Source organism: Streptomyces sp. NPDC042100 (assembly GCF_055582325.1).
The window spans coordinates 140438-162051 of the sequence record NZ_JBVJDK010000012.1; the positions used below are offsets into that span (position 1 = coordinate 140438).

Consider the following 21614-nt stretch of genomic DNA (forward strand, 5'->3'; position numbering starts at 1 on the left):
GTGTTACGTTGTGCGCTCGCCATCTGAAGGGGGATTCATGGGAGTTCAGGGCGTCGCGCCGAAGGAACCTCGGCCGTCGCGCGCCGCCGCCGTCGAAACGACGGCGGGCGCCTTCGACCCCATCGACCGGCAGCTCCTGGACCTGCTCCAGAGCGACGGCCGGATCAAGCTCAGCGAGCTCGGCCGCCGGGTCCGGCTCAGCCCCGCCGCCGTCGCCGAGCGGGTCCGCCGCCTGGAGTCCTGCGGCGCGGTCACCGGCTACGGCGCCCAGGTCTCCGCCGCCCGCCTCGGCTACGGCATCCAGGCCTTCATCCGGGTGAACCCGCACGGCGGCTACACCCTCAGGCACCCCCGCACCCTGGAGCTGCTGGCCCGCCCCGAACTGCGCGAGGCGCACCACGTGGTGGGCGAGGACTGCTGGATCCTCAAGGTCGCCGTCACCGACACCGTCCACCTGGAGGAGGTCCTGGAGCAGGTCTCCGCGCTCGGCCGCACCACCACCTCGATCGTGCTGACCTCGCCGGTCGAGCGGAAGCCGCTGCTGCCGCCGGACGCCTGAGCGTCCCGCTTGCCTTGACGTCGGCGTCAAGGCGTACGTTCGGGGACATGCGAATCGGCGAGCTCGCCGAGCGGGCCGGGACGACCACGCGGACTCTGCGCTACTACGAGTCCCGGGGCCTCCTGCCCGCCCGGCGCACGGACAACGGCTACCGCTCCTACGACGAGGACGACCTGCGGCTGCTCCGGCAGATCCGGACCCTCCAGGACTTCGGCTTCGACCTGGAGGAGACCCGGCCCTTCGTGGACTGCCTGCGGGCCGGGCACCCGGCGGGCGACGCCTGCCCGGCGTCGCTGGCCGTCTACCGGCGCAAGCTGGCGGAGCTGGACGGGCTCATCGAGCAGCTGACGGCGGTGCGCGCCCAGGTCGGGGCGCAGCTGCTGCGGGCCGAGGCGGAGTTGCCCGGCGGCCCGGAACCGAGATGCGAACTGGGAGGAGAGACGTCATGACGTACGCGACGGGCGTGGCCGAGGTCACGGACGCGGACTTCGCCGCCGTGGTCCTGGGGGCCGGGGTGCCGGTCCTGGTGAAGTTCACGGCGACCTGGTGCGGGCCGTGCCGGCAGCTGAAGCCGGTGCTGGCCGCGATCGCGGCGGAGGAGGGGGAGCGGCTGCGGGTCGTCGAGATCGACGTGGACCGCAATCCGGAGACCACCGTGCGGTACGGGGTGCTGGCCACCCCGACCCTGATGGTCTTCGTGGGGGGCGAGCCGGTGAAGTCGATCGTGGGCGCCCGGCCGAAGCGGCGCCTCCTGGAGGAGCTGGCCGACGTCCTGGCGCCCGCCGGGGCCTGACCGGCGAGAACGCGCCCGGACACGGACACCCCCGGACACCCCCGGACACGGAAAACCCCGGCTGGAATGGGCAGCCGGGGCGATGCGTCGCGTATATTGATAGATTCCGCGTCTGGGCACAACAAAGACGCGGAGAAGTCACTAAACGCACTGTATCGCGCCGGGAGTCGAATTGTCAAGCGAGGAATTTCGGACCGAGGAATTTCGGAAAGAGCAGCGATTCATCACCGAGCTCTACGCACGACTCGACGACCTGAGGGAACAGGCCGAGGCCGGGGTCGCGCGGGCGCTCGCCACCTCCGGGGAGGGCAGCGCCCAGGCCCGCCTGGAGCGGGACGTGCTGGTCGCCGAGCAGTCCGGGCTGCTCGGCGCCCTCGACGCGGGCGAGACCGGCCTCTGCTTCGGCCGGCTCGTCTTCCGGGACGGGCGCGACCACCACATCGGCCGCATCGGCATCCGCGAGGACGGCCCGGACCGCACCCCGCTCGTCGTCGACTGGCGCGCCGAGATCGCCCGGCCCTTCTACCTCGCCACCGGCTACGAGCCCATGGGCCTCAGCCGCCGCAGGCACCTCACCACCCGGGGCCGCGAGGTCGTCTCGCTCCACGACGAGGTGCTCGACCTCGCCGACACCACCCGCACCGGACACGAGAGCCGCGACGCCGACGAAGTGCTGCTCGCCGCGCTCGACGCCGCCCGCACCGGGCGGATGCACGACATCGTGCAGACCATCCAGGCGGAACAGGACGGCATCATCCGCTCCCCGCACCGCGGGGTCCTCGTCGTCGAGGGCGGTCCCGGCACCGGCAAGACCGCCGTCGCCCTGCACCGCGCGGCCTATCTCCTCTACGCCCACCGCGAGCAGCTCGCCAGGAGGGCCGTGCTCATCGTCGGCCCCAACCCCGCCTTCCTCGGCTACATCGGCAACGTGCTGCCCTCCCTCGGCGAGACCGGCGTCCTGCTCGCCACCCCCGGCGAGCTCTTCCCCGGTGTCCGCGCCACCGGCACGGACACCCCCGAGGCCGCCGCCGTCAAGGGCTCCGCCGCCATGGCCGGGGCCCTCGCCGCCGCCGTCCGCGACCGCCAGCGGGTCCCCGCGCGCGAGGAGCCGCTGACCGTCCCGCACGAGGACGGCGACCTGGTCATCGACTGGGACATGGCCCTCGAAGCCCGCCACAAGGCCCGCGAGACCTTCCTCCCGCACAACCTGGCCCGCCCCTACTTCGTCTTCCACGTCCTCGACGCCCTGGCCGAGCAGCTCGCCGACCGGATCGGCGCCGACCCCTACGGCGGCCCCAACTTCCTCGGCCCCGACGACCGCGCCCTGCTCGCCAAGGGCATCGCCGCCAACCCCGAGGTGCACAGCGCCCTCGACACCCTCTGGCCCGAGCTCACCCCGCAGGCGTTCCTCGCCGACTACCTCGCCGACCCCACCCGCCTCGACGAGGCCGGGCTCGACGCGATCCGCCGCGACGGCGGCCCCTGGACCCCCGCCGACGTCCCCCTGCTCGACGAGGCCGCCGAGCTCCTCGGCGAGGACGACTCCGCCGCCCGCGCCGCCGAGGAGGCCGAGCGGCAGAAGCGGATCCAGTACGCGCAGGGCGTCCTCGACGTCTCCTTCGCCTCCCGCACCTACGAGTTCGAGGACAAGGAGGAGCTCGACAAGGACGCCTCCGAGGTGCTCTCCGCGCACGACGTCATCGACGCCGAGCGCTTCGCCGACCGGCACGAGGAGGCCGACCACCGCAGCGCCGCCGAGCGCGCCGCCGCCGACCGCACCTGGGCCTTCGGGCACATCATCGTCGACGAGGCCCAGGAGCTCTCCGCGATGGCCTGGCGGCTCCTGATGCGGCGCAGCCCCACCCGCTCCATGACCCTCGTCGGCGACCCCGCGCAGACCGGCGACCCGGCCGGCGTCGGCTCCTGGACGGAGATCCTCGCCCCGTACGTCGAGGACCGCTGGGAGCTCGTCCGGCTCGGCGTCAACTACCGCACCCCGGCCGAGATCATGGCCGTCGCCGCCGAGGCCCGGCGGGCCGCCGACCCGGACTTCGAGCCGCCCCGCTCGGTCCGCTCCACCGGCGTCGAGCCCTGGGACCGGACCGTCGCGGACCCGGTGCGGGAGACCGCCGCCGCGGTCGCCGCCGAGCGCGGCACGGCGGGGCGGCTCGCGGTCATCGCCCCGCCCGCCCGCCACCCGGCGCTGCTCGCGGCGCTCCCGGACGCCTCGTACGGGCCGAAGCCCGACCTCACCCGGCCGGTCGTGCTGCTGGACCCGCGCCAGGCCAAGGGCCTGGAGTTCGACACCGTCCTCGTCGTCGACCCCGACGGCATCCGGGACGGCGCCACGCACGGGGCCAACGACCTGTACGTGGCGCTCACCCGGGCCACCCAGCGGCTGGGCGTGATCAGGCCGGCCTGAGCCAGACCGTCGCCAGCGGCGGCAGCGTCATCCGCAGGCTGGCGGACCGCCCGTGCCACGGCACCGACTCGGTCTTCACCGGGTCGGTGCCCACCACGTCCCCGCCGCCGTACCGGGCCGCGTCCGTGTTCAGCACCTCCGTCCAGGCGGCGAAGGAGTCCGGCACGCCGAGCCGGTAGTCGTGCCGCACCACCGGGGAGAAGTTGCACACCGCGAGCAGCGGGGAGCCGATCGCGTCGAAGCGGAGGAAGGCGAAGACGTTGTCCTCGGCGGCGTCGCCCACCACCCACTGGAAGCCCTCGGGCGAGGTGTCCCGCTCCCACAGCGCAGGGGTCGCCGCGTACACCGTGTTGAGGTCCCGCACCAGGTCCCGCACCCCCCGGTGGTCGGCCTCCGCCCCGTACGAGGGGTCGAGCAGCCACCAGTCCGGACCGTGGTCCGCCGACCACTCCGCCCCCTGCGCGAACTCCTGCCCCATGAAGAGCAGTTGCTTGCCGGGGTGGGCCCACATGAAGCCGAGATAGGCGCGGTGGTCGGCGCGCTGCCGCCACCAGTCGCCCGGCATCTTCGACACCAGCGACCGCTTGCCGTGCACCACCTCGTCGTGGGAGATCGGCAGGATGTAGTTCTCGCTGTACGCGTACACCATCGAGAAGGTCATCTCGTGGTGGTGGTACTTGCGGTGCACCGGCTCCCTGCCGACGTAGCCGAGGGAGTCGTGCATCCAGCCCATGTTCCACTTCAGGCCGAAGCCGAGCCCGCCGAAGCCGCCCGGGCCCACCTGGTCGGTCGGCCGGGTCACCCCGTCCCAGGCGGTGGACTCCTCCGCGAAGGTGACGACCCCGGGGCAGCGCTTGTACACGGTGGCGTTCATCTCCTGGAGGAAGGCCACCGCGTCCAGGTTCTCCCGCCCGCCGAACTCGTTCGGCAGCCACTCGCCGTGCTCCCGCGAGTAGTCCAGGTAGAGCATCGAGGCGACCGCGTCGACCCGCAGCCCGTCCAGGTGGTAGCGCTCGCACCAGTACACGGCGTTGGCCACCAGGAAGTTGCGCACCTCCTTGCGCCCGTAGTCGAACTCCAGCGTCCCCCAGTCGGGATGGGCCGAGCGGCGCGGGTCCTCGTGCTCGTACAGCGGGCGCCCGTCGAACTCGGCGAGCGCCCAGTCGTCGCGCGGGAAGTGCGCCGGCACCCAGTCCATCAGCACCCCGATGCCCGCCTGGTGCAGCGCGTCCACCAGGAAGCGGAAGTCGTCGGGGGTGCCGAGCCGGGCGGTCGGCGCGTAGAAGCCGGTGACCTGGTAGCCCCAGGAGCCGTGGAAGGGGTGCTCGGCGACCGCCATGAACTCCACGTGGGTGAAGCCGAGGTCGCGCACGTACGCCGGGAGCTGCTCGGCGAGCTGCCGGTAGGAGAGCCCCGGCCGCCAGGACGGCAGGTGCAGCTCGTACACCGACAGCGGCGCCTCGTGGTGCGGCCGGGCCCCGCGCCGCGCCATCCACTCGGCGTCGCCCCACACGTGGTGGTCGTCGGTCACCACCGAGGCGGTGTTCGGCGGGCACTCGGTGCGCCGGGCCATCGGGTCGGCCCGGACCGTGCGCGAGCCGTCCGGGCGGGCGATGTCGAACTTGTACAGGGCGCCCTCGCCGACCCCCGGCACGAACAGCTCCCAGACGCCCGTGGAGCCGAGCGAGCGCATCGGCAGCGCACCGCCGTCCCAGTACGTCCAGTCGCCGGTGACCCGCACCCCGCGGGCGTTCGGCGCCCACACGGTGAAGCGGGTGCCGGCGGTGCCCTGGTGGGTCATCACCCGGGCGCCGAGCGCCGTCCACAGCTCCTCGTGCCGGCCCTCGCCGATCAGGTGCAGATCGAGCTCGCCGAGGGCGGGCAGGAAGCGGTACGGGTCCTCCAGGAGCAGCTCGTCCGTGCCGTCCGTGCCGTCCGTGTCGTCCGTGCCTCCGGGGTCGCCGTACCGCACCAGCAGCCGGTACTCCGGCACCTTGCGCAGCAGCGGGACGAGCCCGGAGAACAGCCCGTCGCCCTCGTCGTGGAGCGGGACCCGCCGGTCCTTCGGCAGCAGCAGGGTCACCGCCTTCGCCCACGGGCGGAGCACCCGCACCGCGATCCCGCCCTTGACCGGGTGGGCGCCGAGCACCCCGTGCGGGTCGTGGTGCTCTCCGGCGAGCAGCCTGGCCCGGTCGCCGGGGTCCAGCGGTGGCGCCTGCCGCGTGCTGCCTGCCGTCTTGCCTGCGGGTCGGGGGGTCACCGGGGTGCCTCCTGGAGGGCGAGGGGAAGGGGGGTACGCGTACGCAACGGCCCGGCGCGGCCGGGGGAAACTCCGCTGAACGGGGCAAGTCGGACATCTCGCAGGTCCAGGGTCCGGCCGGCTCGGCCGAACGGGGTCACGCGCGGCGCGCCAGGCGCTCGATGGCGGCCATCGGCACCGGCAGCCAGTCGGGGCGGTGCCGGGCCTCGTACACCACCTCGTAGACCGCCTTGTCCGTCTCGTAGGCGCGCAGCAGCGCCGGGTCGTCGCGGGGGTCGGCACCCGCGGCCTCCGCGTAGCCGGCGCAGTACGCGGCCCGGCAGCGGGCCGCCCACTCCGCGTTCCACGGGCGGTGGGTGCGGGCCGCGTAGTCGAAGGAGCGGAGCATTCCGGCGATGTCGCGCACGGTGGGCTGCGGGCTGCGCCGCTCGTCCAGCGGCTTCGCCGGCTCCCCCTCGAAGTCGATCACGGCCCAGGCCCCGTCGGCGCCCCGCAGGGTCTGGCCCAGGTGCAGATCGCCGTGGATCCGCTGGAGCCGGCCCGCCCCCAGCGCGTCCGCCGCCGCCCCGAAGACCGCGCGCAGCCCCGGCACATGGGGGAGCAGCGCCGGGACGGCCTGCGCGGCGGCGTGCAGCCGCGCGTCCATGGCGGCCGCGAGCCGGCGGGACCTGGCCGGGTGCGGCCGCTCGGTGGGCAGCGCGGCGGCGAGCGCCAGGTGCACCTCGGCGGTGGCCCGGCCGAGCGCGGCGGCCTCGTCGGTGAACTCCCGCCCGTCGGCCAGCGCGTCGAGCGCGAGCCGCCAGCCGTCCCGGGAGTCCCGCAGATAGGGCTGGAGCACCCCGAGGGTCGCCGCGCCCGTCTCGAACCAGGCGACCGGCGCGGGCACCCGGGCGCAGCCCGCCCCGGCCAGCGCCAGCGGCAGCTCCAGGTCCGGGTTGGCGCCGGGGCTGACCCGCCGGAAGATCTTCAGGATGAACGAATCTCCATAGACGAGAGACGAGTTGGACTGCTCGGCGTCGAGCATCCGGGGGGCAAGGGCGGGCGGCAGTGGCGCGGTGGCGCGGAAGTTCAGCGGGCCGATCCGGCCCGGGGCGCGCAGCCGCTCCCAGAGCAGTCCGGCGAGCCGCGGGTCGCGCAGCCCCTCGTAGACGGCCCGGCCGGCGAGCGGGCCCTGCCGGATCCGCCCGATCAGGGCGGGGGCGAGGCGCGGCGGCAGCTGGGGCCGCACGCCGAGGAGCAACTGGTAGCAGTCGGCGGGTGTTCCGGCCGGGCGGCCGGGCTGTTCGACCCGTACGAGCAGATGGAGCAGTCCGGGGCCGGTGCCGTCCAGCGGCAGCAGCTCCGTGGCCGCGTCCAGGGTGAATCCGGTGACCCGGCGGCCCTTGCCCGCGAACCACCGCTGCCGGGGCAGCCAGCCGTGGAGCAGGGGGGTGAGTGACGGGAGGAGGGCGTCCGGTGCCCGGAAGGTGGATGCGGCGGTCTCCGGCATGGCATCGCGTCCTTTCCCCGGGGTGCGCAAGCGGCTTTCGTATGCGTTCAAATGCGCAGAGTGTCCCGGATGGCGGCTTCGGCTGTCCGGCTGTGCGGGACGTGTCGGAAGGGGAAGATCCGTATGGGCCCGGCAAGAAGGCCCGTATGGACCTGAATCGTGTGTGGGACACAGTTCCCTGTGCGGGACGGGGGAAACCGTCCCGCACGGGACAGAACTGAATCGACGGTACTTCAGGACCGCTTGAGGCGGAACCAGTAGAACCCGTGCCCGGCGAGGGTGAGCAGATACGGGAGCTGGCCGATGGCCGGGAACTCCACCCCGCCGATCAGCTCCACCGGCCGCACCCCGTCGAATCGGCGCAGGTCCAGCTCGGTCGGCTGGGCGTGCCGGGCGAAGTTGTTCACGCACAGCACGAGGTCGGCGTCGAGTCCCTCCTCGGGGGTGGTCTCGCGGAGGAAGGCCAGCACCGCCGGGTTGGTCGAGGGCAGCTCCGTGTACGTCCCGGTCCCGAAGGCACGGTTCTGCTTACGGATCTCGATCATCCGCTTCGTCCAGTGCAGCAGCGAGGACGGCGAGGCCATCCCCGCCTCCACGTTGGTCACCTGGTAGCCGTGGACCGGGTCCATGATGGCCGGGAGGTAGAGCCGCCCCGGGTCGCAGGAGGAGAAGCCCGCGTTGCGGTCGGGCGTCCACTGCATCGGGGTGCGCACCCCGTCCCGGTCGCCCAGCCAGATGTTGTCGCCCATGCCGATCTCGTCGCCGTAGTACAGCACCGGGGAGCCCGGCAGCGAGAAGAGCAGCGCGGTGAACAGCTCCATCTGCTTGCGGTCGTTGTCGAGGAGCGGGGCGAGGCGGCGCCGGATGCCGATGTTGGCCCGCATCCGCGGGTCCTTGGCGTACTCGGCGTACATGTAGTCGCGCTCCTCGTCGGTGACCATCTCCAGGGTCAGCTCGTCGTGGTTGCGCAGGAAGATGCCCCACTGGCAGCCGGAGGGGATCTGCGGGGTCTTCGCCAGGATCTCGGAGACCGGGTGGCGGGACTCGCGCCGGACCGCCATGAAGATGCGCGGCATGACCGGGAAGTGGAAGGCCATGTGGCACTCGTCGCCGCCGGAACGGAAGTCGCCGAAGTAGTCGACGACGTCCTCGGGCCACTGGTTCGCCTCGGCGAGCAGCACCGTGTCGGGGTAGTGCTCGTCGATCTCCTTGCGGACCCGCTTGAGGAAGGTGTGGGTCGCGGGCAGGTTCTCGCAGTTGGTGCCCTCCTGCTGGTACAGGTACGGCACCGCGTCCAGCCGGAAGCCGTCGATCCCCAGGTCCAGCCAGAAGCGCAGCGCGGACATGATCTCCTCCTGCACCTTCGGGTTCTCGTAGTTGAGATCCGGCTGGTGGGAGAAGAAGCGGTGCCAGTAGTACTGCTTGCGGACCGGGTCGAAGGTCCAGTTGGAGCTCTCCGTGTCGACGAAGATGATCCGGGCGTCCGCGTACTGCTTGTCGTCGTCGGCCCAGACGTAGTAGTCCCCGTAGGGTCCGTCCGGGTCGCTGCGGGACTCTTGGAACCACGGGTGCTGGTCGCTGGTGTGGTTCATGACGAAGTCGATGATCACGCGCATCCCGCGGGCGTGCGCGGCGTCCACGAACTCCACGAAGTCGGCGAGGTCGCCGAACTCGGGCAGCACGGAGGTGTAGTCGGCGACGTCGTAGCCGCCGTCCCGCAGCGGGGACCTGAAGAACGGCGGCAGCCAGAGGCAGTCGACGCCCAGCCACTGGAGGTAGTCCAGGCGGGACGTGATGCCCTTCAGATCGCCTACTCCGTCTCCGTTGCTGTCCTGGAAGGAGCGGACCAGGACCTCGTAGAAGACCGCCCGCTTGAACCAGTCGGGATCGCGGTCCTTGGCGGGGGTGTCCTCGAAGGTGTCGGGGACGGGTTCGTTGACAGTCATGATGTGGGTGACCCTCCGGTCTGCGGGGACGGTCGCAGGACGAGTACGTGCGCGGGCGTGACGCCCGGCTCTAGGCGCACGTAGGCGTGCCTGCCCCAGTGATAGGTCTCGCCGGTGAGCTCGTCGCGCACCGGCACGGTCTCGTGCCAGTCCAGGCCGAGTTCCGGCATGTCCAACGAGACCGTGGCCTCCTGGGTGTGGTGGGGGTCGAGGTTGGCGACCACCAGAACGATGTTCGAACCGCTGCGCTTGGAGTACGCGATCACGGCCTCGTTGCCGGTCGTGTGGAAGGTCAGGTTCCGCAGCCGGCGCAGCGCCGGGTGGCGCCGCCTGATCCGGTTCAGGGAGGTGATCAGCGGGGCGATCGAGGCCCCCGAGCGCTCCGCCGACTCCCAGTCACGGGGCTTGAGTTGGTACTTCTCCGAGTCCAGGTACTCCTCGCTGCCGTCCCGCAGCGGGGTGCCCTCGCACAGCTCGTACCCGGCGTACATGCCCCAGGTGGGCGAGAGGGTGGCGGCGAGCACCGCCCGCACCTCGAAGGCCGGCCGGCCGCCGGTCTGGAGGTAGGCGTGCAGGATGTCCGGGGTGTTCACGAAGAAGTTCGGCCGCATGTGCGCGGCGGCCTCCCCGGAGAGTTCGGTCAGGTACTCCGTGAGCTCCTCCTTGGTGTTGCGCCAGGTGAAGTAGGTGTACGACTGCTGGAAGCCGACCGTGCCCAGGGTCCGCATCAGCGCCGGCCGGGTGAAGGCCTCCGCGAGGAAGATGACGTCCGGGTCCGTCCGGTTCACCTCGCCCAGCACCCGCTCCCAGAACACCACCGGCTTGGTGTGCGGGTTGTCCACCCGGAAGATCCGCACCCCGTGGTCCATCCAGTGCCGGAGCACCCGGACCGTCTCCGCGACGATCCCGTCCATGCCGTCGCCGGCCCCGTCGAAGTCGATCGGATAGATGTCCTGGTACTTCTTCGGCGGGTTCTCCGCGTACGCGATCGAGCCGTCCGGGCGGTGGCTGAACCACTCCGGGTGCTTCTCCACCCACGGGTGGTCCGGCGAGCACTGGAGCGCGAAGTCCAGCGCGACCTCCAGCCGCAGCTCCCGCGCCCGCGCCACGAAGGCGTCGAAGTCCTCGATGGTGCCCAGCTCCGGGTGGACCGCGTCGTGCCCGCCCTCCGGCGAGCCGATCGCCCACGGCACGCCCACGTCCTCCGGGCTCGCCGACAGCGAGTTGTTCGGGCCCTTGCGGTGGGTGACGCCGATCGGATGGATCGGCGGCAGGTAGACCACGTCGAAGCCCATCGCCGCGATCGCCGGCAGCCGCTCGGCCGCCGTGCGGAAGTTCCCCGGCACCGTCCGGCCGCGCACCGTGCGCACCCCCTCGGAGCGCGGGAAGAACTCGTACCAGGAGCCGAACAGCGCCCGCTCCCGCTCGACCCGCACCGGCAGCGCCGGCGAGGCCGACAGCAGCTCCCGCAGCGGATGCCGCTCCAGCGTCTCCAGCACGCGCGGGGCGAGCGCCGCCGCCAGCCGCACCGCGGCCGGCCGGGACTCGTCGCGCAGCGTGTCCGCGACCGCCAGCACCGCCTCCCGGCCGCCGCCCTTCTTCGGCACGCCCTTCGCGGCCCGCTCGTGCAGCAGCGCGCCCTCCGCGAGGACCAGCTCCGAGTCGATCCCCGCCGGGATCTTGATCCGCGCGGTGTGCCGCCAGGTGGCCAGCGGATCGCTCCAGGCCTCGACCGTGTACGACCAGTCGCCCTCGGCGTCCGGGGTGACCTCGGCGCCCCACCGGTCGGTGCCGGGGGCCAGTTCGCGCATCGGGGTCCAGGGGCCCGGCCGGCCGGCCGGGCCGCGCAGCACCACGTTGGCGGCGACGGCGTCGTGCCCTTCGCGGAAGACGGTGGCCGTGACCTCGAAGGTCTCGCCCACCACCGCCTTGGCGGGGCGGCGGCCACAGTCGACCGAGGGGCGGACGTCCAGTACGGGAATGCGTCCCATGAGCGGATTCACGGCATCACCTGACGGTTTGCGGGGGTGCGGGTGGTGGTGCGCTCTTTCTAGCTCCGTCGACGGCCGGCGGGTTGCGGGCATGACCGCTCCTGTGCGCGTTCACTCGGATGGCGGGTCTGGAAGGAGTAAGAAGGGGTACGGAGAGGAGCCTTCCCACGGTTTTCGGTTGGGCAATCCGGCGCTTTGTTAACTACTAGGGCGTAGCCGGACCGGCAAGAACATGTCCCGGACAAGAAATCCGCCCGCTCCTTGTCGGGCGGGGCCGGTTTCCCCCGCCCCCGCGCGGGCCCTAGCCTCACCGACGGAACCGCGGGCGCACAGCGTGGTGCTTCCGCTCCGCTCCGTCACCTCCTGCGAAGGTGGAACACGTGAAGGCAATCCGTCGATTCACCGTGCGCCCCGTCCTCCCCGACACCCTTCGACCCCTCGCCGACCTGGCGCGCAACCTGCGCTGGTCCTGGCACGAACCCACCCGCGAACTCTTCGACTCCCTCGACCCGCTCGGCCACGCCGAGGGCGACCCCGTCCGCGTGCTCGGCGCCATCGACGCCGGACGGCTCCAAGCGCTCGCCGCCGACCAGGACTTCCAGGCCCGGCTGCGGGCCGCCGCCGAGGAGCTCGACCGCTACCTCCACGAGCCCCGCTGGTACCAGCGCCAGAGCGGCGAACCGCCCGCCTCGATCGCGTACTTCTCGCCCGAGTTCGGCGTCACCGCCGCCCTGCCCCAGTACTCCGGCGGCCTCGGCATCCTCGCCGGCGACCACCTCAAGGCCGCCAGCGACCTCGGCGTCCCGCTCATCGGCGTCGGACTCCTCTACCGCCATGGCTACTTCCGCCAGTCCCTCTCCCGCGACGGCTGGCAGCAGGAGCACTACCCGGTCCTCGACCCCGGCGAGCTCCCCGTCACGCTGCTCCGCGAGCCCGACGGCACCCCCGCCCGGATCACCCTCGCCCTGCCCGGCGGACGCAGCCTCCACGCCCACCTGTGGGTCGCGCAGGTCGGCCGGGTCCCGCTGCTCATGCTCGACTCCGACGTCGAGGAGAACGCCCCCGGCGAACGCGAGGTCACCGACCGGCTCTACGGCGGCGGCAGCGAGCACCGGCTGCTCCAGGAGATGCTCCTCGGCATCGGCGGCGTCCGCGCCGTCCGCACCTGGTGCCGGCTCACCGGCACCCCCGCGCCCGAGGTCTTCCACACCAACGAGGGCCACGCCGGCCTCCTCGGACTCGAACGCATCCGCGAACTCGCCGGGCGGGGGCTCGACTTCGACACCGCCCTGGAGACCGTCCGGGCCGGCACCGTCTTCACCACCCACACCCCCGTCCCCGCCGGCATCGACCGCTTCGACCGCGCCCTGGTCGCCCGCCACCTCGGCGAGGACGGCGAACTCCCCGGCCTCGACACCGGCCGGATCCTCGCCCTCGGCGACGAGACCGCCCTCGGCGGCGAACCCGGCGTCTTCAACATGGCCGCCATGGGCCTGCGGCTCGCCCAGCGCGCCAACGGCGTCTCCACCCTCCACGGCTCCGTCAGCCGCGCCATGTTCGCCGGCCTCTGGCCCGGCTTCGACGGCGAGGAGATCCCCCTCACCTCCATCACCAACGGCGTCCACGCCCCCACCTGGACCGCACCCGAGGTCGCCCGGCTCGCCCCCGACGCCGACGACCGCGCCCTCTGGGAGCTCCGCCGCACCCTGCGCGAACGGCTCGTCACCGACGTCCGCCGCCGGGTCCGGGCCTCCTGGCGGCAGCGCGGCGCCGCCGCCGCCGAACTCGGCTGGACCGACACCGTCCTCGACCCCGAGGTCCTCACCATCGGCTTCGCCCGCCGGGTCCCCTCGTACAAGCGGCTCACCCTGATGCTGCGCGACAAGGACCGGCTGCGCGCCCTGCTGCTCCACCCCGAGCGGCCCGTGCAGCTCGTCGTCGCCGGCAAGGCCCACCCCGCCGACGACGGCGGCAAGCGGCTCGTCCAGGAACTCGTCCGCTTCGCCGACGACCCCCGGGTGCGTCACCGGATCGTCTTCCTGCCCGACTACGGCATGGGCATGGCCCGCGGCCTCTACCCCGGCTGCGACGTCTGGCTCAACAACCCGCTGCGCCCCCTGGAGGCCTGCGGCACCAGCGGCATGAAGGCCGCGCTCAACGGCTGCCTCAACCTCTCCGTCCTGGACGGCTGGTGGGACGAGTGGTTCGAGCCCGACTTCGGCTGGGCCATCCCCACCGCCGACGGCGCCGCGGCCCTCGACGAGGACCGCCGCGACGACCTGGAGGCCGCCGCGCTCTACGAGCTGATCGAGCGCCGGGTCGCCCCCCGCTTCTACGACCGGGGCCCCGACGGGGTGCCCTCCGGCTGGACCACCATGGTCCGGCGCACCCTGCGCGACCTCGGCCCCAAGGTGCTCGCCGACCGGATGGTCAAGGAGTACGTGACCCGGCTCTACGCGCCCGCCGCCGAGGCCCACCGGGCGCTCGGCCCCGCCGGGGCCCGCGCGCTCGCCGACTGGAAGGCCCGGGTGCGCGGCGGCTGGCCGAAGGTGTCCGTCGACCACGTCGAGATCGGCGACGGCCTGGAGGACGCCGAACTCGGCGCCACCCCCGCCGTCCGGGTCCGGGTCGCGCTCGGCGAGCTCACCCCCGAGGACGTCGAGGTGCAGGCCGTCACCGGCCGGGTGGACCCCGACGACCGCCTCCTCGACCCCCGCGCCACCGTCCTCAAGCCCACCGGAGGCCCCGACCTGGAGGGGCGCGTCCCCTACGGCGGCACCCTCTCCCTGGACCGCACCGGCCCCTTCGGCTGCACCGTCCGGGTGCTGCCCGCCCACCCCCTGCTCGCCCACCCGGCCGAGCCGGGCCTGGTCGCCCTCCCGACGGAGACCGGCGGCGACAACGGCGGAGTGCTCCTGCGCTAGGACGCCCCGGCCCGAGCCCGGCCCCCAGCCCCCCAGCCCCCCGGCCCCACGGCGCTACGGGGCGGGGGCCGGCCTCACGGGACCTCCGCCCGGTCCGCCAGGTGACCGGCCCGGAAGCAGAGCCGGTACACCGGGATCGCGGCGAACATCGTCGCCCGGTAGTAGAGGCACTCGTCCATCCCCGGCGGCTCCGCCGGGGCCCGGGCCGGCCGCCCGTCCAGCGGCCGGTCGGGCAGCCGCTCGCCCACCTCCGCGCGGGTCTGCCCCAACCGGATCCCCGCGTAGTCCTCCGGCTCCAGATACGACTGGTGCTGGGTGTACAGGGCGACGCCCGCCATCAGCAGCCCCAGCGCCGCCAGCAGCGCCAGCGGGATCCAGATCGCCCGCGCCAGCCCCCGCCGCACCTCGCGCCGCGCCCGGTCCAGCTCCCGCGCCGAGCGGGGCGCGGCGGGGCGCGGCGCGGGCGGGTGCGGCGGCAGCGCGGCGGACAGCTCGAAGCCGCCGCCGGGGGTGACCCGCTGGGTGAGCGTGCCGCCCGCCAGCCGCACCCGCTCGTCGAGCCCGACGAGCCCCGTGCCGCCCGAGGCGAGACCGGACGCCCCGGTCCCGGCGGGCCCGCTCACCACCCGCACCCGGACGGTCCCGGTGGGCCGCCCGGCGTGCTCCGGACGCTCCAGGCGGACCTCCACCGGCGCCCCCGGCGCGTGTTTGGCCGCGTTGGTCAGGCCCTCCCGCACCACCCGGTACACGGCCCGCGCGGTCATCTCGGGCAGCGGCGCGGCCCCGGCTCCGTCCGCCGGGATCTCCCGCAGCCCGACCGGCATCCCGGAGGCGCGGGCGCGGGCCACCAGTTCGGCGACGGTCTCGTCCGCCGGGGCGACCGGCGCGTCGGCCGCCTCCTCGTCGCCCTCGCGCAGCACTCCGATGATGTCCCGCAGCCGCCCCGTCGCGTCGGCCGCCGCCCGGCGCAGCTCGCCCGCCGCCCGCTGCTGGTCCGGGCCGAGCGCCGGGTCCACCTCCAGGGCGCCGGCGCGGATCGCGATCAGCGCCAGGTCGTGGCCGAGCGAGTCGTGCATGTCGCCGGCGATCCGGGACCGCTCGCGCAGCCGCTCCCGGTCGGCGACGGCCTCCTGTTCGCGCTCCATCCGGTCGGCCAGCTCCCAGCCGCTGCGCACCAGCCGGTCGTACTGGCGGGCGTAGCGCCCGATGAGCCAGGGCGCGACGACGGCCAGGGCCAGCGACAGGAGCAGCGCGAACCACACCCCGAGCGGCCGGCCGGTGAGCCGGACGAGGACGAGGCCCGCCACGGGCACCGCCCCGAACAGCCACAGCGCCGGGCGGGCGGCCGCCTCCCGGCGTCCGGCGAGATAGCCGAAGGCGACCAGGGCCAGGGTGTACGAGGGGGTGAAGAGCTCGGGGCTGGTGGCCAGCGAGGCGGCCACCACGAGCGCGAGCGGGACGGTGGGCCACCGCCGTCCGAGCGCCACGCAGACGGCGAGCACGGCCGCGCCGGCGGCGACCCGGGGCCAGGAACCCCCGTCGTCCGGGTCCGGCTTCAGCAGCACGGGGACGCAGAGCAGCAGCCACAGCGCGAGGTCGAAGGCCCGCTCCCGGGCGCGCTCAGGCACCGGGCACCAGCCCCGCCTCGTACGCGAGGATCGCGAGCTGCACCCGGTTGCGCAGCCCGACCCGCCCGAGGACGGCGCTGACGTGGGCCTTGACCGTGCCCTCGACGACGTGGAGGCGCCCGGCGATCTCCTGGTTGGACAGCCCCGCCCCGACGAGCGCGACCACCTCGCGTTCGCGTCCGGTCAGCGGCTCCAGGCGCGCGCGGGCCTCGGCGGCGCGGGAGAAGCGCCCGCCACCGAGGGTGTCGAGGACCCGGCGGGCGACGGCGGGGGAGAGGTAGGCGGCGCCCTCGGCGACCGCCCGTACGCCCGCGAGCAGTTCGCGCGGGTCGCCGGACTTGAGCAGGAAGCCGCTGACGCCGCTGCCGAGGGCCCGGGCGATGTAGGTGTCCTCGGAGAAGGTGGTGAGCATGACGACGGCCGTGCCGGGCGCCGCCGTCCGCAGCTCCTCGGCGGCGCCGAGCCCGTCGAGCCGGGGCATCCGGATGTCGAGCAGGACGACGTCGGGGCGGTGCAGCCGGGCCAGTTCCACGGCCTCGTGGCCGTCGCCCGCCTCGGCGACCACCTCGATGCCCGGGTCGGCGGCGAGGATGGCCCGGACCCCTGCCCTGATCATCGTCTCGTCGTCGGCCAGCAGCACCCTGATCATCCGGCCACCCTACGCAGACGCGCGGACGCCCGGAGGGAACGGTCCCTCCGGGCGTCCTGCCACTGTCCGATCACTCGCGCCGGCCGGGGCCGGCGCCCTCCCGGCTTACGGGAAGGTGAGCTTGAACTGGTTGATGTAGCCGGTGTCGATCGCGGCCTTGTCCTGGACGCGGAGCTTCCAGACGCCGTTGGCGACCTCGGAGGAGGCGTTCACGGTGTAGGTCTGGCTGATGTTGTCGGCGCTGCCGCCGGCGCGGTTGTGCAGGTTGTAGACCGAGCCGTCGGGGGCGATGAGGTCCACGATGAGGTCGCCGATGTAGGTGTGGACGATGTCCACGCCGACGGCGAGGGTGGCCGGGGCGTTGCCCGTGACGCCGGAGACGGTCACGGAGGAGGTCACCGCGGCGCCGTTGTCCGGGATGGACACGTCGGTGTCGTTGGTGAAGACCGTGCCGCCGGGGTTGCCGCCGCCGGGACGGGTGCCGACGTTGATGCCGGCCCAGGCGTTCTGCACGGCCAGGACCTCGGGGCTGTTCGCGCCGTAGAGGTCGGTGGCCGCCGCGACGGTGCCGGTGCGGGCCGCCGCGTAGTTGGTGTTGGAGCTGAACTTGGTGGTGAGCGCCTTGAACCAGATCAGCGCCGCCTTCTCACGGCCGATGCCGGTGACCGGCAGGCCGTCGGAGGTGGGCGAGTCGTAGTTCACGCCGTTGATGGTCTTCGCGCCGCTGCCCTCGGACAGCAGGTAGAAGAAGTGGTTGGCGGGACCCGACGAGTAGTGCACGTCGATGCCGCCGAGGCCCGAGTACCAGGCGTCCTTGGACGCGCCGTCCTTGCTCGGCTTGTCCATGTAGCGCAGCGGGGTGCCGTTGCCGTTGATGTTGATCTTCTCGCCGACGAGGTAGTCACCCGGGTCGGACGCGTTGTTGGCGTAGAACTCGACGGCCGCCGCCATGATGTCCGAGGTGGCCTCGTTGAGGCCGCCGGACTCGCCGCTGTAGACCAGGCCGGCCGTGTTGGAGGTGACGCCGTGCGTCATCTCGTGCGCGGCCACGTCGATGGAGGTCAGGGGCTTGGTGTTGCCCTGTCCGTCGCCGTAGGTCATGCAGAAGCAGGAGTCGTCCCAGAACGCGTTGACGTACGCGTTGCCGTAGTGGACGCGGGAGTACGCGCCGACGCCGTCGCCGCGGATGCCGCTGCGGCCGTAGACGTTCTTGTAGTAGTCCCAGGTGAGCGCCGCACCGTAGTGGGCGTCCGCGCCGGCCGTCTCCTTGTTGGAGGCGGTGCCGTTGCCCCAGGTGTCGGTCGTGTTCGAGAACAGCGTGCCGGTGCCCGACGAACCACCGTTGAGGTTGTACGTCTTGTGGTTGCCGCGCGCGGTGTCCGTCAGCGTGTACGACGGGGCGGTGCCCAGGGTGACCTGGCCGCTGTACATCGTGTTGCCGACACCGTTCTCGATGCCCTGCCACTCGAACAGCTTGGCGCCGGTCTTGGCGTCCGTGATCACGTGCAGCTGGTTCGGCGTGCCGTCGTGCTGGAGGCCGCCGATGACGGTCTCGTACGCGAGGACGGGGGTGCCGTTGGCGGCCCAGACGACCTTGCGCGGGGCACGGTCGGCCTTGGTGCTCTTGGAGCCCTCGGCGCTCGCGCGGCCCAGCGCCTGGCGCTCGGCGGCGGCCGGGGCGAGGGTGGCGGCCGTGTCGACCTTGGTGATGTCGGCGCGGGTGGCCTTGGTGACGGACGTGGTTGCGCCCGCCTTGGTCTCCTCGACGATGAGGTCGCCACCGAGGACCGGGAGGCCCGCGAAGGTGCGCTCGTACCGCGTGTGGGTGGAGCCGTCGCGGTCCTGGATGACGTCGCGGACGACCAGCTTCTCCTGGGCGCCGAGGCCGAGGCGCTTGGCCTCCGCGGCGGTGTCCGCCTGGGCGGCGCGGATCAGCGCGGCGCGCTGGGCCGGGGAGAGGTCGGCCGGCAGCTTGCCGGGGTTCGCCTGCGAGGCGACCTGCGCCTTGGGGGCGGCGCCGAACTGGTCGGCGGTGGCGGAACCGGTCTGGACGCCGACGGTGAGCATGGCGGCGGCAGCGATCAGGGCGCCGGTCGCGGTGGCGCGACGGCTGGGCGTGGATCTCACGCAGACTCCTTTTGCGAGGGGGGTACCGGGAGCACTGGGTGGCGCCGCCCGGGCTGAGCAAGCAGAGCTGTGGAGCACGTTCGGGTGATGCGCTGGACATTGGTGCGAAGAGCCGGGGGAGAGATTGGCAGCCGTGACCGCCATCTGTCAGGAGCGCGTCAACAAGTTGGCCGGAAACGCTCCGCAGTTCGAAGGTCACTGTTCGTTAAGCGGACGTTTCGTCGATCATGGTCGCGATGCCGTCCAGCGTTCTCCCGAGGCCGAATTCAAAGAGAGACTCCAGGCTCAGTGGGAACGCCAGTTCCCCTGCGAGGGCGTGCAGGGAGGGGTACGTTCCGGCGGACTGGATCGCATCGAACCGTGGCTCATTCTGATCCATCCACTCGTCCCCGGAGAGCCCCGAGTCCTGCCGCGCCCGCGCCTCCAGATCGCCCGCCATTCCCATCCCTTGGACAAAGGCGAGGAGCGTCAGATGGGTGGACAGCTTCCGCTCCGCCGTCAGCGGCGTGGACCGCAGCGCCCCCAGCACCCACTCCGCGTACGCCATCGCGTGCGGCGCCGCCACCGGCCGCACGAAGCCCGCCATCGCGTGCGCCATCCACCCGTGCCGCGCGTACACCCCGTACAGCCAGCGCGCCGCCCGTTCGAGGCCCGGCCGCCACTGGGCCGGCACCGGACCCAGCGGCACCTCCGCGCACACCGCGTCCGCCATCAGCCGCACCAGCTCGTCCCGCCCCGGCACGTGCCGGTACAGGGCCGTCGTCGACACCGACAGCGCCGTCGCCAGCCGCCGCATCGTCAGCGCGCCGAGCCCCTCCGCGTCCGCCAGCGCCACCGCCGCCGCCACGATCCGCTCCCGCGACAGCCCGCCCGCCGGGCCCGCCCCCGGATACGCCGCCGGGTCCACCACCACCGTGCCGACCCCCGGCTCCGGCCGCACCAGGCCCTCCCGGCGCAGCGCCGCGAGCGCCTTCGACGCCGTCGCCATCGCCACGCCCCACTCGCGGGTGATCGCCCGCGTCGACGGCACCCGCTCCCCGGGCGCCAGCTCCCCGGACCGGATCCGGCGGCCGATCTCGGCGGCGATGGACAGATACGGCGGACGGCTGCTCATGGGCGCGGAGTGTACTAGTGCACCAAGAAGGGTGTACACCCATCTGACCTGCGGCTTCTCCCTCCGGAACGGCGGTGCGCTAGGGCGAGGATGGCGGCCCGTCCGGTGCGCTGCTTCCGTGCCCCCATGACGCTCGCCACCCCGCCCCGCGCCGCCGGCGACCCGCTCGCCGGCCGCCGCGAATGGACCGCCCTCGCCGTCCTGATGCTGCCCCTGCTCCTCGTCTCCATGGACGTCTCCGTCCTCTACTTCGCCCTCCCCGCCATCGCGGCCGAACTCCGCCCCGGCGCCACCGCCCAGCTGTGGATCCTCGACGTGTACGGCTTCGTCCTCGCCGGACTCCTCGTCACCATGGGCGCCCTCGCCGACCGGATCGGCCACCGCCGGCTCCTCCTCGGCGGCGCCGCCCTCTTCGGCCTCGCCTCCTGCGCCGCCGCCCTCGCCGACGGCGCCGGCGCGCTCATCGCCGCCCGTGCCCTCCTCGGCGTCGGCGGCGCCTGCCTGATGCCCGCCACCCTCGCGATGATCCGCACCCTCTTCCGCGACGAGACCCAGCGCGCCAAGGCCGTCACCGCCTGGACCGCCGTCCTGGCCGGCGGCGTCTCCCTCGGGCCCGTCCTCAGCGGCGCGCTCCTCGCACACTTCTGGTGGGGCTCGGTCTTCCTCGTCAACCTCCCCGCCATGGCCCTGCTGCTGGTCCTCGGCCCCCTCCTGCTGCCCGCCGGACGCGGCGCCGGGACCGGGCGGTCCGGGTCCCGCGGCGCCGGGTCCCACGGCGGCGCGCCCGGCCGCCTCGACGGCTGGAGCGCGCTGCTCTCCCTCGGCGCGGTGCTGCCCGCCGTCTACGGCGTCAAGGAGTTCGCCAGGGACGGCTGGTCGCCCGGCGCCGCCCTCGCCGTCCTCGCCGGGCTGGCCGCCGGCGCCGTCTTCCTGCGCCGCCAGAACCGGATCGCCCGGCCCATGGTCGACCTCGCCCTGCTGCGCCGGCCCGCCTACGGCGGCTCCGTCCTCGTCAACCTGCTCGCCATGGCGGCGATCGTCGGCTTCGCCGTCTTCACCACCCAGTACCTCCAGTCCATCCTCGGCCAGAGCCCCTTCGAGGCCGCCCTGTGGAGCCTGCTGCCCACCCTCGGCGTCCTGGGCGCCGCACCCCTCGCCGCGGCGCTCGCCCGGAGCGTCGACCGGGCGTACGTCATGACCGGCGGCCTGCTCCTCGCCGCCGGCTGCTTCGCGCTGCTCGCCCGCACCGACCTCGGCACCCCGCTGTGGGCCGTGCTCGCCGCGAGCGCCGGATACGCGGGCGGGCTGGTCTCCGCCATGAACCTCGGCAACGAGCTCGCCCTCGGCGCCGCGCCCGTCGAGCGCGCCGGGGCCGCCGCCGCGGTCCTCGAATCGGGGCAGGAGCTCGGCGGCGCCCTCGGCATGGCGCTCCTCGGCGCCCTCGGCGGCGCCGTCTACACCTCGGCCATGCCCGCCGGGGCGCCCGCCGCCGCCCGCGAGACCCTCGGCGGGGCCCTCGGCGCCCCCGGGCCCGTCCTGTCCGCCGCCCGCGCGGCCTTCACCGAGTCCCTCGCCGCCGCGGCGGGCGGGGCGGCGCTGCTGATGCTGGTCGCGGCGGCGCTCGCGTACGGGCTGCTGCGAGGGAAGGGCCGGCACCTCGGCGTCCAGGCGAGGTGAGGGCGAATGATCCCCTTCCCTGTGTTTCCCACCGT

General features: G+C 73.6%; 14 protein-coding genes. 6 read left to right on the forward strand and 8 right to left on the reverse strand.

Annotation, left to right across the window (positions count from 1 at the left end; genetic code table 11):
- Positions 1-37: 37 nt before the first annotated feature.
- The 4 genes from ACZ6J5_RS26245 to ACZ6J5_RS26260 all read left to right on the forward strand — a co-directional run bounded on the left by ACZ6J5_RS26245 (position 38) and on the right by ACZ6J5_RS26260 (position 3774).
- Positions 38-559: an Lrp/AsnC family transcriptional regulator gene (locus ACZ6J5_RS26245; protein ID WP_469395464.1), complete on the forward strand. Its 522-nt coding sequence runs from the start codon at positions 38-40 to the stop codon at positions 557-559.
- Between the two features lie 47 nt (positions 560-606).
- Positions 607-1008, forward strand: a complete 402-nt coding sequence (locus ACZ6J5_RS26250) for a MerR family transcriptional regulator (protein WP_469395466.1) — start codon at positions 607-609, stop codon at positions 1006-1008.
- Positions 1005-1352, forward strand: a complete 348-nt coding sequence (locus ACZ6J5_RS26255) for a thioredoxin family protein (protein WP_469395468.1) — start codon at positions 1005-1007, stop codon at positions 1350-1352. The genes ACZ6J5_RS26250 and ACZ6J5_RS26255 overlap by 4 nt, the downstream gene beginning before the upstream one ends.
- 172 nt (positions 1353-1524) lie before the next feature.
- Complete coding sequence (locus ACZ6J5_RS26260) at positions 1525-3774, forward strand: HelD family protein (protein WP_469395470.1); 2250 nt, start codon at positions 1525-1527, stop codon at positions 3772-3774.
- On the opposite strand, the gene glgB is transcribed toward ACZ6J5_RS26260, so the two are convergent.
- The 4 genes from glgB to ACZ6J5_RS26280 form a co-directional block, all read right to left on the reverse strand.
- A complete protein-coding gene (glgB, locus tag ACZ6J5_RS26265; RefSeq protein ID WP_469395472.1) occupies positions 3761-6034 on the reverse strand; it encodes a 1,4-alpha-glucan branching enzyme in 2274 nt (757 codons plus the stop codon). The genes ACZ6J5_RS26260 and glgB overlap by 14 nt on opposite strands.
- 136 nt (positions 6035-6170) lie before the next feature.
- Complete coding sequence (locus ACZ6J5_RS26270) at positions 6171-7523, reverse strand: maltokinase N-terminal cap-like domain-containing protein (RefSeq protein ID WP_469395474.1); 1353 nt, start codon at positions 7521-7523, stop codon at positions 6171-6173.
- 233 nt (positions 7524-7756) lie between these two features.
- Positions 7757-9469: a maltose alpha-D-glucosyltransferase gene (gene treS / locus ACZ6J5_RS26275; protein ID WP_469395476.1), complete on the reverse strand. Its 1713-nt coding sequence runs from the start codon at positions 9467-9469 to the stop codon at positions 7757-7759.
- Positions 9466-11460, reverse strand: a complete 1995-nt coding sequence (locus ACZ6J5_RS26280) for an alpha-1,4-glucan--maltose-1-phosphate maltosyltransferase (protein WP_469395478.1) — start codon at positions 11458-11460, stop codon at positions 9466-9468. Before ACZ6J5_RS26280 ends, treS begins: the two co-directional genes overlap by 4 nt.
- Positions 11461-11840: 380 nt before the next feature.
- Between ACZ6J5_RS26280 and glgP the strand changes: the two genes are divergently transcribed.
- Complete coding sequence (gene glgP / locus ACZ6J5_RS26285; RefSeq protein WP_469395480.1) at positions 11841-14384, forward strand: alpha-glucan family phosphorylase; 2544 nt, start codon at positions 11841-11843, stop codon at positions 14382-14384.
- A 74-nt stretch (positions 14385-14458) separates the two neighbouring features.
- On the opposite strand, the gene ACZ6J5_RS26290 is transcribed toward glgP, so the two are convergent.
- The 4 genes from ACZ6J5_RS26290 to ACZ6J5_RS26305 all read right to left on the reverse strand — a co-directional run bounded on the left by ACZ6J5_RS26290 (position 14459) and on the right by ACZ6J5_RS26305 (position 19902).
- Positions 14459-16012 carry a sensor histidine kinase gene (locus ACZ6J5_RS26290; protein WP_469395482.1) on the reverse strand — a complete coding sequence of 518 codons (1554 nt, stop codon included), beginning with the start codon at positions 16010-16012 and terminating at the stop codon, positions 14459-14461.
- Positions 16005-16661, reverse strand: a complete 657-nt coding sequence (locus tag ACZ6J5_RS26295) for a response regulator (protein WP_469395484.1) — start codon at positions 16659-16661, stop codon at positions 16005-16007. Before ACZ6J5_RS26295 ends, ACZ6J5_RS26290 begins: the two co-directional genes overlap by 8 nt.
- Before the next feature lie 105 nt (positions 16662-16766).
- Positions 16767-18788 (reverse strand): M4 family metallopeptidase, encoded by a 2022-nt coding sequence (locus ACZ6J5_RS26300; protein WP_469395485.1) that lies wholly within the window; start codon positions 18786-18788, stop codon positions 16767-16769.
- A 205-nt stretch (positions 18789-18993) separates the two neighbouring features.
- Positions 18994-19902, reverse strand: coding sequence for a TetR/AcrR family transcriptional regulator C-terminal domain-containing protein (locus tag ACZ6J5_RS26305; RefSeq protein ID WP_469395487.1), 909 nt, complete (start codon positions 19900-19902; stop codon positions 18994-18996).
- A gap of 126 nt (positions 19903-20028) precedes the next feature.
- Between ACZ6J5_RS26305 and ACZ6J5_RS26310 the strand changes: the two genes are divergently transcribed.
- Positions 20029-21579 carry an MFS transporter gene (locus tag ACZ6J5_RS26310; protein WP_469395489.1) on the forward strand — a complete coding sequence of 517 codons (1551 nt, stop codon included), beginning with the start codon at positions 20029-20031 and terminating at the stop codon, positions 21577-21579.
- Positions 21580-21614: the final 35 nt, after the last annotated feature.